Origin of the sequence: Nonomuraea montanisoli, assembly GCF_013363975.1 — a bacterium.
Lineage (GTDB): Bacteria > Actinomycetota > Actinomycetes > Streptosporangiales > Streptosporangiaceae > Nonomuraea > Nonomuraea montanisoli.
Genome location: NZ_JABWGN010000005.1, coordinates 299,433 through 312,249, shown reverse-complemented (window position 1 = coordinate 312,249; position 12,817 = coordinate 299,433). Strand labels below are relative to the sequence as shown.

Below are 12,817 nucleotides of genomic sequence, written 5' to 3'. Positions count from 1 at the left end.
CAGCTCCTCTCATCGACGCCTACCGGGTTAGCTGACGGGTTCGGGCCGGAGCAGCCCTACCGAGCGCGATGCTCGGATTCACCCCAGGTGGTAGCACTCGAGAGCTCGCCACCGGCGGGTCCCCGGCTCCCCGTGCGGGGATTGGGCGCGTCTCCACGCGGGGGTCGCGCGGGTGACATCGTCGCTGGACATTAGTGCACCTCGGGTTCCTGCTCAACCAGAACTGCCAAGTCTGTAGAGGTATCGCTACCGAAGGGTCACCAGGTGACAACGAGTCCCGTGCTGCCTGTCCGACTTTATGTCTACTTTGCCATGAGTTGAGCCGCACGTTGCCCGGGCGCAGCACCCTGGAGTGACATGTCGGATGCCGGAGGCAGCGAGGATTTTGGTACGAGCCGTAATGGGATCTGTACTCTGGATGCCCATGGAACAGGTCGCCGAGGTCACCGTGTCTGACACCGACATCGTGGTGCGCCGTGCCCGCACGTCGGACGTCAGGACGATCAGGCGCCTGGTCGACACCTATGCCGGTGCCGGTCCACGTCTCCTGGAGAAGGCCACCGTCACGCTGTACGAGGACGTTCAGGAGTTCTGGGTCGCCGAGCGGGGAGGCGCGGTTGTCGGCTGCGGCGCCCTGCACGTGCTCTGGGAGGACCTGGCCGAGATCAGGACGGTCGCCGTGGATCCCGCCTTCCGCGGGCTGGGCATCGGCCACCGGATCGTCTCCGCGCTGATCCGTACCGCGAGGGAGCTCGGGCTCAGCCGGGTGTTCTGCCTGACCTTCGAGGTCGATTTCTTCGCCCGCCACGGCTTTCGGAAGATCCAGGGCACCCCGGTCTCCCCGGAGGTCTACGCCGAGCTTCTGACCTCGTACGACGAGGGCGTGGCGGAGTTCCTTGACCTTGAGCACGTCAAGCCCAACACCCTGGGCAACACCCGCATGCTGCTCCATCTGACATCCGGTGACGCCGACCTTGACCGACGAGAAAGGTGATTGTTGATACCTATGTCGATACGTTGGGCAGCACAGGCATGTGTCCTGACATGTGCTACATGCACTCTCGAAGCGAGGTGACACGGTGAGCACCGGACAGCCGCCGTATCCACAGGACGAATCCGGCGAGAACGCTGCCGGGAATCCCCAGTACGGACAACCCCCGAACCGCCCCCACGGTGAGGCCGACCCCGACGCGACGGTCGTGGGCTACCGCGCCGAGGACTACGGCCAGCCCGGCTACGGGCAGCCCTCCGGCCAGCAGTACGGGCAGCAGCCCGGCTACGGTCAGCAGCCCGGCTACGGTCAGCAGCCCGGCTACGGCCAGCAGGGCCAGCCGCAGCCCGGCTACGGCCAGCAGCAGGGCCACGGCCAGTCGCAGTACGGGCAGCAGCAGGGCTATGGCCAGCAGGGCCAGTCCCAGCCCGGCTACGGCCAGCAGCCCCCCTCGGGCCAGCAGTACGGGCAGCAGCAGTACGGGCAGCCCTCCGGCCAGCAGTACGGGCAGAACCCCGCGTACGGCCAGCAGCCCCCCTCCCAGCCGGAGTACGGCCAGCAGCCGCCCTCCGGCCAGCAGTACGGCCAGCCCGGCTACGCGCCCCCGCCGCAGCAGGGCTACGGTCAGCAGGGCTACGGTCAGCAGGGCCAGTCGCAGCCCGGCTACGGCCAGCAGCAGTACGGCCAGCAGCCGCCCTCCCAGCCCGGCTACGGCCAGCCGCAGCAGGGCTACGACCAGGGCCAGCAGCAGTACGGCCAGCAGGGCTACGGTCAGCAGGGCCAGTCCCAGCCCGGCTACGGGCAGGGCCAGGGCCAGCAGTACGGCCAGCAGGACTACGGCCAGGGCCAGTACGCGCAGCAGGACTACGGCCAGCAGCAGTACGGGCAGCAGCAGGACTACGGTCAGAGCCAGTACGGGCAGCCGCAGCAGTTCGGCCAGCCCTACGGTCAGCAGCCCGGCTACGGTCAGCCCTTCGGCCAGCCGATCGGCCTGCAGCCGCCGGGCGCCCCGGCCCCGCTCGCCGAGTGGTGGCAGCGCCTGTTGGCCAGGGTCATCGACGGCGTGATCTTCGGCGTGCTGAACCTGATCATCGGCGGGATCTTCGCGGCGGTCCTCCTGTCGACCTACGACTGGAACGCCGGTGGGGACCCCGGCGGGCTGGGCCCGGGCGCCGTCGGGTTCCTGGTCGGCCTCGTGCTCACCCTCCTGTACGTCGGCTACGAGTTCCTCATGACCAAGATGAAGGGGCAGACCCTCGGCAAGATGGTCATGGGCATCAAGATCGCTCCGGTCGGCGGCCCCGTGCCGCCGGCCGGCCTGACCACGGACGTCGCTCTCAAGCGGGCCGCCGTGACCTGGGGCGGTTACGTCCTGGCCGCGCTGCCGATCCCGCTCTCGACGACGCTCGGCGGACTGGTGGTGGCTCTCAACGGCGCCTCCCAGCTCTGGGACAAGCCGCTGCAGCAGACGTTCGCCGACAAGGTGGCGAAGACCGTGGTGGTCAAGATCAAGTAATCCGCGCACCCGAAGCAGAGGCCGGCTCCGCGCCGGCCTCTGTTTTGTGCCCGGGCCGTGTCAATATGAAGGTCACTGGTCCGGTGCCGAGCCGAGGTGCGTTATGGAGGCGACGCGGACGGGCGTGAGACCCGCTGAATGGTGGGAACGCCTTGCCGCGCGGCTCATTGAGGGTGTTGCCTTCGGGGTGTTCTATTACATTCTGTTCATCGCCCTATGGGTGTCCTTCCGAACTGTCGGGGCGCCCGAGTTGTCGGCCGGTCGCTTGGCCGGGGCGGTGGCCTGGTTCACGGCGGGCCTGGCATATACCGCCTATGAGTGGGAGGCTCTTTGCGGCGCCGGCCGCACGTTCGGCAAGGCGATCATGAAGATTCAGGTGACGCCGGACGACCTTCCGCGGCGGGCTCTGCTGAAACGCGCTCTGCTGTATCCGGGACCCGTCATGCTGTTGGGCATTCCGCTGGTCAATCTGCTGGCCGGAATCTTCCTCTTCGCCGTGGGGATGCTCATCTTGATCGACAGGCCGGCGCAGCGTGGTCCGCATGACCGGCTGGCCGGAACGCGGGTGGTCAAAGATCTTCGTTGAGGTGGGTGTACCTGCGGCGATGCCATTCAGCAAAATTTTCGCTTGATCCGGTAAGGAGCCTGGAGAGACTGGCATTAGGCTATGGGGCAACCAGGGCGGCCCAAGTCGGCGCCCCGGTCTGGCGCGGAGCGCTCACGTGCCGCCATGGTCCGGAGCCGAAGCCTGCGACCCCGAGCGGCATGAGCCCCGCTCATGCTCCCCGCGCCCGTCGTGCATAAAGGGAGTCCCCTGAAACCCCGTCCGCTGTGGAGGCGAGGACGAATGCAAGCCGTTACGGACGTATTGTCGGCGCTCATCCCCCCGGTGGTGGTCGGCGGCGCCTTCATCTTTGGCGTGGTGAAGTTGTGGCGCTCCGAGGCCGCCGGGCGCAGGTCAAACCGGCAGGATGAGGCCGAGAACCGCAACTGATCGGCACTGACCGGTCAGTCAGCCGATTCGCGGCGGCGCTGAATTGTCTCCGCGCCTTTCCGGGTATATGTTTGGGCCAGCGAATGAAACAATGCTCCGGGAAAGGATTGCGTAGATGGCCAAGCAGATCCAGGAGATTCTCATCGATGACCTCGATGGGGGCGAGGCCAATGAGACGGTCAGCTTCGCCATTGACGGCTCCTCGTATGAGATTGACCTCAGCGACCTTAACGCCAAGAAGCTCCGCGACGCCCTCTCGCCTTTCGTTCAGCACGCGCGCCGGGCAGGCGCCGTGTCGACGCGGCGGCGTGGGCGCGGCAGCCAGCGGGCGATGAGCCGCGAGAAGAGCTCGGAGATCCGTCAGTGGGCGAAGGCTCATGGCCTGCCGGTCAGCGAGCGTGGCCGCATCGCCTCCACCGTCGTCGAGAAGTACGAAGCCGCCCACTGAGCGACTGCGGACCATGCGCTTATGGCGCTCGCCTAGGACCCCGGCGAACGCCATAAGCGCATGATCATTTTAATCCTTCTCAAATGCTGGACGCCCAGGGCGAGTTATTGATCTTGGTTTCGCCGCATGGGCGGGTATTTGGGGCCTGACGTCCGTTCTCCCGTCCGTCGCCGAATGCCGCCGCCGTAAGGCGTTTTGCCCGCCGGCCCCCCGGACACCGTTTCTTCGCCATGGCCCGTTCCACCCCCGCGGGCCCGTCGCCCCGCGCAATCCCGGCCGCCCGCCCCGTCGCCTGCTGACAGGCCCGGCGGGCGGTCCTCCGGCCTCCGGTAACCGGGCTGACCAGACTGCGGATTTCGCCGGTCGTGAACCCCTTCATGAACGATTGGCGGCCCTTTGAGACGGCACGTAGGATGTGGGCGCAGGGGTTTCGGACATGGTTACGCGTCATGTGCGGGCTGCGGTCACACCCGAGACCGTTCTCTCAGGCGTCCCGGCGGTGTCCGGCGCCGGTGTCCGATGACAAGGTGATCCCACGTTCGGACACACGATCCACCCCTGCTGGAGCGGCGAATTGGAGTCGCTTCCCCGAGTCCCCTAAACATCGTTCGCTTGCGGCGTATCGGGAACACGCCACCCCCGAACGGTAGTTGGATAGAGGGTGAACGCCCTGCTCTCGGGGAACGTCTCTGCTATAGAGCGTGTCAGCGGCAGTGGGCACGGTTCGCCGAGCCAGGGCTAGCATGCGGGATGACGGGACCGGACTAAACCGGCCTGACTGACCGCTCTGTGAGGAGCGACGAGATGTTCGAGAGGTTCACCGACCGAGCGAGGCGGGTTGTTGTCCTGGCGCAGGAAGAAGCCAGGATGCTCAACCACAACTACATCGGCACTGAGCACATTCTTCTTGGTTTGATCCACGAAGGAGAGGGCGTAGCCGCCAAGGCTCTGGAGAGCCTCGGCATCAGCCTTGAAGGAGTGCGCCAGCAGGTCGAGGAGATCATCGGCCAGGGCCAGTCGGCTCCGTCGGGGCACATTCCGTTCACCCCGCGGGCCAAGAAGGTTCTTGAGCTGTCGCTCCGTGAGGCTCTGCAGCTGGGCCACAACTACATCGGCACCGAGCACATCCTGCTCGGGCTCATCCGCGAGGGTGAAGGTGTGGCGGCCCAGGTGCTGGTCAAGCTTGGAGCCGATCTCAACCGTGTCAGGCAGCAGGTCATCCAGTTGCTCCACGGCTACCAGGGCAAGGAGCCGGCCGCCGCGGGCGGCCCTCAGGAGTCGGCCCCGTCGACGTCCCTGGTGCTCGACCAGTTCGGCCGCAACCTGACCCAGGCCGCCCGCGAGGGCAAGCTGGATCCGGTCATCGGCCGCGAGAAGGAGATCGAGCGGGTCATGCAGGTCCTCTCCCGGAGGACCAAGAACAACCCCGTTCTCATCGGCGAGCCCGGCGTCGGCAAGACCGCCGTCGTCGAGGGCCTGTCGCAGAAGATCGTCAGGGGCGAGGTGCCCGAGACGCTGAAGGACAAGCAGCTCTACACGCTTGACCTCGGCGCCCTGGTCGCCGGCTCCCGCTACCGCGGCGACTTCGAAGAGCGCCTGAAGAAGGTGCTCAAGGAGATCCGCACGCGTGGCGACATCATCCTGTTCATCGACGAGCTGCACACGCTCGTGGGTGCGGGTGCCGCCGAGGGCGCGATCGACGCCGCCAGCATCCTCAAGCCGATGCTGGCCCGCGGCGAGCTGCAGACCATCGGTGCCACGACCCTCGACGAGTACCGCAAGTACCTCGAGAAGGACGCGGCGCTGGAGCGGCGCTTCCAGCCGATCCAGGTGGCCGAGCCCTCGCTCAGCCACACGATCGAGATCCTCAAGGGTCTGCGCGACCGCTACGAGGCGCACCACCGGGTGTCCATCACCGACGGCGCTCTGGTGGCCGCCGCGCAGCTGGCCGACCGCTACATCAGCGACCGCTACCTTCCCGACAAGGCGATCGACCTCATCGACGAGGCCGGTTCGCGGATGCGCATCCGCCGGATGACCGCTCCGCCGGACCTGCGCGAGTACGACGAGAAGATCGCCAACGTCCGGCGCGACAAGGAGTCCGCGATCGACGCGCAGGACTTCGAGAAGGCCGCGGCCCTGCGCGACCAGGAGAAGCAGCTCCAGCTCAAGCGCGAGCGGCGCGAGAAGGAGTGGAAGGCCGGCGACATGGACGTCGTCGCCGAGGTCACCGAGGAGCTCATCGCCGAGGTCCTCGCCACGGCCACCGGCATCCCGGTCTTCAAGCTGACCGAGGAGGAGTCGCAGCGCCTGCTCCGCATGGAGGACGAGCTCCACAAGCGGATCATCGGCCAGGACGACGCCATCAAGGGCCTGTCGCGGTCCATCCGGCGCACCCGCGCCGGCCTGAAGGACCCGCGGCGTCCCGGCGGCTCGTTCATCTTCGCCGGCCCGTCCGGCGTCGGTAAGACCGAGCTGTCCAAGGCTCTGGCGGAGTTCCTGTTCGGCGACGAGGACGCGCTGATCAGCCTGGACATGTCGGAGTTCATGGAGAAGCACACCGTCTCGCGGCTGTTCGGCTCCCCGCCCGGCTACGTCGGGTACGAGGAGGGCGGCCAGCTCACCGAGAAGGTGCGGCGCAAGCCGTTCTCCGTGGTCCTGTTCGACGAGATCGAGAAGGCCCACCCCGACATCTTCAACTCGCTGCTGCAGATCCTGGAGGACGGTCGCCTGACCGACGCCCAGGGCCGCGTGGTGGACTTCAAGAACACGGTCATCATCATGACCACCAACCTCGGCACCCGCGACATCTCCAAGGGCATCGGGGTCGGGTTCGCCAAGTCCAACGACACCGAGTCCAACTACGAGCGGATGAAGGCGAAGGTCCAGGAGGAGCTCAAGCAGCACTTCCGGCCGGAGTTCCTCAACCGTGTCGACGACATCGTGGTCTTCCACCAGCTGACGCCGGTCGAGATCATCCAGATCGTGGATCTGATGCTCTCGCAGGTCGAGGCGCGTCTGAAGGACCGCGACATGGGGCTCGAGGTCTCGCCCGAGGCCAAGCAGCTACTGGCCGACCGCGGCTACGACCCGGTCATGGGCGCCCGTCCGCTGCGGCGCACCATCCAGCGCGAGCTGGAGGACTCGCTGTCGGAGAAGATCCTGTACGGCGAGCTCCGCCCGGGGCAGGTCATCAAGGTGACCATCGAGGGCGAGGGCGACAACGCGAAGTTCATCTTCACCGGTGAGAACGCGTCGTCCCAGGTGCCCGACTCGGCCGCCGCGATCGCCGGTTCGATCCAGCACTGACGCCCGCGAGGGCGCACCGAGGCCCCCGTGTGACTCGCTCACACGGGGGCCTCGCCTTTTTCCGGGGAGTTCTCGCGGGGACGCCCGCTGCCGATTTCCCGGTGCGGCCGCTCAGGCACTCCCGGCGTGAGCAGCGGCGTGGGACGACTCACAGGGTCGTTGCGGAATTGTTGGCGCGGAAAAGTGTGCCTGCGACGGCGAGTAGTACTACTCTGTGTAGAGCACCACCAAGTCTTCCCCAAGTAAGCCGCAAGATCGTTTACCTAGGGTGGGACTGCTCCCTGGGGAGTACGAGGCAGTCAACCCAGGGCGGACGCGTACGCCTCCCCGAACGGGCATGCTCGGCAGCGTCCACGCGATCCCCGACCGGGTGATGCCAACGATCAAAGCGAAGCCGTGGAGGAAACCGATGCGCCTGCGTCACGACGACGGAACGCTCGTGCACCTCGCCTACAACGCGGGCGTCCACCCCGCCGAGGACCTCGAGAACCTGATCGCCCACCTGACCCGCTACGCGGTGCCGGTGCGCAAGCGGCTGGGGGTCGAGCGGATGGGCATCGGTCTGTGGCTCTCGCCGAGCGTGGCCGACCACCTCACGGCCGACCGCATCGAGCTCGTACGGCTGCGCCGCTCCCTGGAGGAGCGCGGCCTGGAGGTCGTGAGCCTGAACGGCACGGGCGGGCGCAACCAGGAGGTCCCGGGCCCCGACTGGGCCAAGCCCGAGCGCTACCGCTACACGATGGCCCTGGCCAAGATCCTGGCGTTCCTGCTGCCCGACGACGTCAGGTTCGGCAGCATCTCCACCATCCCCATCGGCTGGCGCCGCGACTGGCCGGCCGACCTGCACTCCATCGCCACGCGCCGCCTGGAGCGGCTGGCCCGCGAGCTGCGCGGCATCTACAGCGTCACCGGCAAGACGATCCGCGTCGGCTTCGAGCCGTGGCCCGGCTGCGTCCTGGAGACCACCGAGCAGGCGCTGGAGCGGGTGTGCGGCATCGACTCCGAGCACCTGGGCGTGTGCCTGGACGCCTGCCACCTCGCCTGCGGCTCCGAGGAGCCCGGCGCGGCGCTGCGCGGCCTGGCCGCCGCCGGCGCCCCTGTGGTCAAGCTCGGCCACGTCCACAACCACACGGGCGAGACGCCCAGCACGGGCGCGGTGCTGCACGACACGCTCACAGCCATGCTGTCCGGCGCGGTCAGCGGCAGCGCGCACATCGAGGTGGAGACGCACAACCTCGCGGTCCCCGGCCGCGCCAAGGGGCCGGGCGCCCTGGTGTCCATGCTGGCGCAGGAGCTCGACTGGGCCCGTACCAACCTCACGGGCCTCGGCCTCCAGCTCGCCGCCTGAGCGGGTTCCGAGCAGCCGCGGGGCCCGGCCGCCCTGGCGGTCGCGGGCGGCCGGCACGTGCTCGATGAGGTCGGCCCGGGCCGGGTTCTGGGAGTGGCGTGCTCGTCGAGTCCTCTGACACGGTTCCGTGTGTGGCGAGTCCTTCTGCGGGCCGCCGGGCCCGGCGATCACCCTGAGGGTGCGGCGCCTTGATTCTCCCGCGGCTCTCAGGAGCGGCGAGCCCCTGAGGGCGCGGGGCTGCCTCCCGGGAGGCCGGAGTGGGCCGAGCGGCAAAGAGCACGGGGAGCTGCCTCCTGCGGAGGGGGAGCGGGCCGAGGGGCCGAGGACTCGGAGGGCTGCCTCCTGCGGAGGGGGAGTGGGCCGAGGCGCTGAGGGTGCGGAGAGCTGCCCCCTGGAGGCCGAGTGGGTCACAGGGTCCCGAACCAGCCGGGGATGTCGAGGCGCCACAGGTTGTCCGGGGTCATCCTGCGCAGGTCCGACTCCAGGGCCTGGAGCCGTTCCTCGCCCAGTTCGCCGGCCCAGCGGGCGCGGAGGGCGTCGAAGATGCGCGCCGACCGGTCGAGCGCGTCCTCCCCGTACGGCGTGAGCCGGGCGACCCTGCGTCTCGTGTCGTGGGGGTCGGTGCTCCGCTCCACGTAGCCGATGCGCTCCAGGGTGTCGATGGTCTTGCCCGCGGCCTGCTTGGACACCCCGAGCGTGCGGCCCAGCTCGACGGCCGTGGTGCCCGCCGGTCCGATGGCCTGCATGACGAACCCGTGCATGGGCCGTATGTCCGGATGACCCTGCCGGGCGAGCTCGGTGTGGAGTTCGTCGATCAGCATCCGGAACGCGAGCAGCAGGCGCAGCGGAAGCTCGAAGCCTTGGCTTGACATGATAGACAACCTGGTTCACTATATAGACAACGTAGTTGCCTATCTTAGGGGATTGAAGATGTCAGTTGTCCTGTCCGCCGACACCCGGAAGACCGAGACCCCGAACGCCGTCATGACCACGCTCGCCTCCCCGACACAGGGCGGCGCCGCCCAGGCCATGTGGCGGGTGGACGCCAAGCCGGGCATGGTCGGCCCGGTGCACGCGTTCGACGCCGAGCTGGTGTGGACCTGGATCGACGGCTCGGCCGTCGTCGAGCTGGGCGGTGAGCGGTTCGAGGTCGGCGCGGGGGACACCATGGTGCTGCCCGCGGACGTCAGCCGCCAGATGTGCGCGGACGCGGAGCGCGGGTTCGTGTCCATCGTGGTCGCCCCCGCCGGGACCCAGGTGTACAACCCGGGAGGAGAGTCCGAGCCGGACGCGTGCGACCTGGCCCCCAAGGCTTCGGAGCGCATCGTGCCGCTCTGGGCCAGGTAGCCGGAGGGCGGCACACGGTGCGGTGCGAGGCGGCCGCGGGTGGTCAGGCGTGCGGCAGGCGGTAGGTGCCGTCGTCCAGGGCCTCGGCCAGACCGTCGGCGACCAGGCCGTCCAGGGCGCGCTCCCGCTGCACCGCGTCGTCCCACACGGCGTCCAGCGCCTCCTTCGGCACCGGGCCGTGCGCCGCCCGCAGCACCGCGAGCAGGCGGCCACGGCACTGCCGGTCGGTGCCCGCGTACGTCTGCCCCTTGCGGGCCGGCCCCTCGTGCGGCGGCTTGCCGGCCAGCCGCCAGGCGCAGGCGTGGGTGACGGGACAGTCGGCGCAGCGCGGGGCGCGGGCCGTGCACACCAGCGCCCCCAGCTCCATGACCGCCACTCCCCACCGGGCCGCGCCCAGCTCGGGCAGCAGGGTCTCGGCCAGCCGCCGCTCGGCCGCAGACGTGGCGACCGGCGGGTACTCCTCGCCCCGCACCGCCCGCGCGAACACCCGGCGCACGTTCGTGTCCAGCACCGCGTGCCGGCCGCCGTACGCGAAGCTGGCGACCGCCGCCGCGGTGTACTCGCCGATGCCCGGCAGCGACAGCAGCGTGGCGTGGTCGGACGGCACCTCGTCGCCGTGCTCCTCGGCGATGGCGCGGGCGCAGGCGTGCAGTCGCAGGGCGCGGCGCGGGTAGCCGAGCCGCCCCCAGTGGCGCACGGCCTCGCCCGGCTGCTCGGCCGCCAGCGCCTTGGGAGTGGGCCAGCGCTCCATCCACTCGAGCCAGACGGGCAGCACGCGCGCGACGGGGGTCTGCTGGAGCATGATCTCGCTCACGAGCACGCCCCACGGGGTCGCGTCGGCGGCGCGCCACGGGAGATCCCGGGCGTTGGACTCGTACCACTCCAGAATGGGTACGTGCAGGAGGTTCGGCTCAACCACGCGCCCCAGCGTATGCCGAGACCGACGGCATCGGCGTGTCGTCACGCTAAGTAGCCGTACCATTACCATGCTGTGAGTATGGACCCGGATACGATACGTGGCGACGGCGACGGTGGCGGTGACGTCTACTGGCGGCGGCGGATGAGCGTGCTCATCGCGGTGCTGGTGGTCGTGGCCGTGGTGGCGTGGGCGTGCTCCAGCGGCGCCGACGGGCCGCAGCGCTCCTCCAGCGCCGAGTCCTCCGCCGGTGAGTCGCCCTCCGCCGACCCGTTGCTGGCGGGTCTGCGCACCCTCGCCCTCGGCACGGCCACCCCGACGCCCCAGCCGAGTCCCAACAGGGACGCCACCCCGGCAGCGGCGGCGGCAGCGGCCGGCGCCGGGCCGGACCGTCCCGGACAACCGTGCGCCGAGGACGACCTGGTGCTGAGCCTGCAGGGCAAGCAGGACGTCTACACCGGTGGCGCGTGGCCCAACTTCCTCGTCACGCTGGTCAACACCGGGCCCGTCATGTGCCGGGCCGACGTGGGGCCGCGGGCCCTGGAGGTCCGCATCACCTCGGGCGAGGACCGCATCTGGTCCACCGCCGACTGCGTGAGCGGGCCCGCCGGCGAGCAGCGGGAGCTGGAGCGCGGCATCCCGTACGTCCGCACGCTCGACTGGGACCGGCGCCGCTCCAGCGCCGACTGCCGCACCACGCCGGCCTCGGCCCTGCCGGGCACGTACGTGGCGGTGGCCCGCATGGGCAAGCTGAAGAGCCCCAAGGGGGTCTTCCACCTCAGGTGACCCGACCGTTCCGTCACGACCGTCCCAGTCCCGCCGGCCGCCGGCCCCGTCCGGTGACCGAGACGCGGTCAGACGTAGCGTTCGAGGATGGAGGACTCGGCCAGGCGTGACAGGCCCTCGCGGACGCTGCGGGCGCGCGACTCGCCGACCCCGCCGACCGCCTGTAGATCGTCGATGCTGGCCGCGAGCAGCTTCTGCAGCCCGCCGAAGTGGTTGACCAGGCGATCCACCACCGTGGCCGGCAGCCGGGGGACCTTGGCCAGCAGGCGGAAGCCGCGCGGGCTGACCGGGGTGTCGAGGGTCTCGCCGCCGTCGTGGCCGAGGAGGTGGGCCACCGCCGTCAGGTCGAGCAGGGCGCTGCCGGACAGTTCGTCGAGGTCGTGCATGGCCTCCGACAGGCGCCGGGCGCGCCGGCCCGACGGCGCCGGGAGGTAGTCGCGCACCACCAGCTCCCGCTCGGAGTCGACGCCCGCCACCAGCTCGTCGAGCTGGAGCGACAGCAGCCGGCCGTCGGTGCCGAGCTCGACCACGTAGCCCTTGATCTCGTCGGAGATGCGCCGCACCATCTCCAGCCGCTGGGCGACGGCCGCCACGTCGCGAACGGTCACCAGGTCCTCGATCTCCAGGGCCGACAGCGTGCCGGACACCTCGTCGAGGCGGTGCTTGTAGCGCTCCAGGGTGGCCAGAGCCTGGTTGGCCTTGGACAGGATGGCCGCCGACTCCTCCAGAACGTAGCGGATGCCGTCGAGGTAGAGGGCGATGATCCGCATCGACTTGCTGATCGCGATGATCGGCAGGCCGGTCTGCCGGGCGACCCGCTGGGCGGTGCGGTGGCGGGTGCCGGACTCGTCGGTGGGGATGGCCGGGTCGGGGACGAGGTGGACCGCGGCGCGCACGATCTTCTGGTCGTCGCTGACCACGATCGCGCCGTCCATCTTGGCCAGCTCGCGCAGCCGGGTGGCCGAGAAGTCGACGTCGAGCTCGAAGCCGCCGCTGCAGAGCTGCTCGACCTCGCTGTTGTAGCCGAGCACGAGAAGCCCGCCGGTCTGCCCGCGCAGGATCCGCTCCAGGCCGTCGCGCAGAGGTGTGCCCGGGGCCACCGCGGCCAGGGCTTCGCGACGGCGGTCGTCCAGACTCCTGTCGTTTGGCACCAGACCCCCGT

The 12,817-nt window shown here is 69.4% G+C and carries 12 protein-coding genes and 1 riboswitch; of the genes, 9 read left to right on the top strand and 3 right to left on the bottom strand.

All coding sequences use genetic code 11. From position 1 onward, the window contains the following. Position 1: 1 nt before the first annotated feature. Positions 2–158: riboswitch (cyclic di-AMP (ydaO/yuaA leader) on the bottom strand. Positions 159–424: 266 nt separating this feature from the next. The 7 genes from HTZ77_RS14065 to HTZ77_RS14035 all read left to right on the top strand — a co-directional run bounded on the left by HTZ77_RS14065 (position 425) and on the right by HTZ77_RS14035 (position 8,606). Further along, complete coding sequence (locus tag HTZ77_RS14065; protein WP_175589999.1) at positions 425–994, top strand: amino-acid N-acetyltransferase; 570 nt, start codon at positions 425–427, stop codon at positions 992–994. Positions 995–1,079: 85 nt separating this feature from the next. Next, a complete protein-coding gene (locus HTZ77_RS48180) occupies positions 1,080–2,507 on the top strand; it encodes an RDD family protein (protein WP_175589998.1) in 1,428 nt (475 codons plus the stop codon). A gap of 103 nt (positions 2,508–2,610) precedes the next feature. Then, positions 2,611–3,093, top strand: coding sequence for an RDD family protein (locus tag HTZ77_RS14055; RefSeq protein WP_175589997.1), 483 nt, complete (start codon positions 2,611–2,613; stop codon positions 3,091–3,093). Positions 3,094–3,354: 261 nt separating this feature from the next. After that, positions 3,355–3,501, top strand: a complete 147-nt coding sequence (locus HTZ77_RS14050) for a hypothetical protein (RefSeq protein WP_175589996.1) — start codon at positions 3,355–3,357, stop codon at positions 3,499–3,501. A gap of 115 nt (positions 3,502–3,616) precedes the next feature. Beyond that, entirely contained in the window at positions 3,617–3,949 is a 333-nt protein-coding gene (locus HTZ77_RS14045; protein ID WP_175589995.1) for a histone-like nucleoid-structuring protein Lsr2, read from the top strand. An 804-nt stretch (positions 3,950–4,753) separates the two neighbouring features. Continuing rightward, a complete protein-coding gene (locus tag HTZ77_RS14040; protein ID WP_175589994.1) occupies positions 4,754–7,258 on the top strand; it encodes an ATP-dependent Clp protease ATP-binding subunit in 2,505 nt (834 codons plus the stop codon). A 409-nt stretch (positions 7,259–7,667) separates the two neighbouring features. Next, positions 7,668–8,606 carry a sugar phosphate isomerase/epimerase family protein gene (locus tag HTZ77_RS14035; RefSeq protein ID WP_175589993.1) on the top strand — a complete coding sequence of 313 codons (939 nt, stop codon included), beginning with the start codon at positions 7,668–7,670 and terminating at the stop codon, positions 8,604–8,606. Between the two features lie 407 nt (positions 8,607–9,013). On the opposite strand, the gene HTZ77_RS14030 is transcribed toward HTZ77_RS14035, so the two are convergent. Then, entirely contained in the window at positions 9,014–9,478 is a 465-nt protein-coding gene (locus HTZ77_RS14030) for a MarR family winged helix-turn-helix transcriptional regulator (protein WP_175589992.1), read from the bottom strand. Between the two features lie 58 nt (positions 9,479–9,536). Here HTZ77_RS14030 and HTZ77_RS14025 point away from each other — a divergent pair, with 58 nt between their 5' ends. Next, positions 9,537–9,953, top strand: coding sequence for a cupin domain-containing protein (locus HTZ77_RS14025; RefSeq protein ID WP_175589991.1), 417 nt, complete (start codon positions 9,537–9,539; stop codon positions 9,951–9,953). A 43-nt stretch (positions 9,954–9,996) separates the two neighbouring features. Here the strand turns inward: HTZ77_RS14025 and HTZ77_RS14020 are convergent, their stop codons facing one another. Further along, positions 9,997–10,872: an A/G-specific adenine glycosylase gene (locus HTZ77_RS14020; protein WP_175589990.1), complete on the bottom strand. Its 876-nt coding sequence runs from the start codon at positions 10,870–10,872 to the stop codon at positions 9,997–9,999. A 78-nt stretch (positions 10,873–10,950) separates the two neighbouring features. Here HTZ77_RS14020 and HTZ77_RS14015 point away from each other — a divergent pair, with 78 nt between their 5' ends. Beyond that, entirely contained in the window at positions 10,951–11,655 is a 705-nt protein-coding gene (locus HTZ77_RS14015) for a hypothetical protein (RefSeq protein ID WP_175589989.1), read from the top strand. 68 nt (positions 11,656–11,723) lie between these two features. Here the strand turns inward: HTZ77_RS14015 and disA are convergent, their stop codons facing one another. Then, positions 11,724–12,806 carry a DNA integrity scanning diadenylate cyclase DisA gene (gene disA, locus HTZ77_RS14010; RefSeq protein ID WP_328808581.1) on the bottom strand — a complete coding sequence of 361 codons (1,083 nt, stop codon included), beginning with the start codon at positions 12,804–12,806 and terminating at the stop codon, positions 11,724–11,726. Positions 12,807–12,817 lie beyond the last annotated feature (11 nt).

Coding starts and splice junctions, on each gene's coding strand:
- HTZ77_RS14050 (WP_175589996.1), top strand. CDS start 3,355: ATGCAAGCCGTTACGGACGTATTGTCGGCGCTCATCCCCCCGGTGGTG.
- HTZ77_RS14025 (WP_175589991.1), top strand. CDS start 9,537: ATGTCAGTTGTCCTGTCCGCCGACACCCGGAAGACCGAGACCCCGAAC.
- HTZ77_RS14045 (WP_175589995.1), top strand. CDS start 3,617: ATGGCCAAGCAGATCCAGGAGATTCTCATCGATGACCTCGATGGGGGC.
- HTZ77_RS14040 (WP_175589994.1), top strand. CDS start 4,754: ATGTTCGAGAGGTTCACCGACCGAGCGAGGCGGGTTGTTGTCCTGGCG.
- HTZ77_RS14035 (WP_175589993.1), top strand. CDS start 7,668: ATGCGCCTGCGTCACGACGACGGAACGCTCGTGCACCTCGCCTACAAC.
- HTZ77_RS14015 (WP_175589989.1), top strand. CDS start 10,951: ATGGACCCGGATACGATACGTGGCGACGGCGACGGTGGCGGTGACGTC.
- HTZ77_RS14065 (WP_175589999.1), top strand. CDS start 425: ATGGAACAGGTCGCCGAGGTCACCGTGTCTGACACCGACATCGTGGTG.
- HTZ77_RS14030 (WP_175589992.1), bottom strand. CDS start 9,478: ATGTCAAGCCAAGGCTTCGAGCTTCCGCTGCGCCTGCTGCTCGCGTTC.
- HTZ77_RS14055 (WP_175589997.1), top strand. CDS start 2,611: ATGGAGGCGACGCGGACGGGCGTGAGACCCGCTGAATGGTGGGAACGC.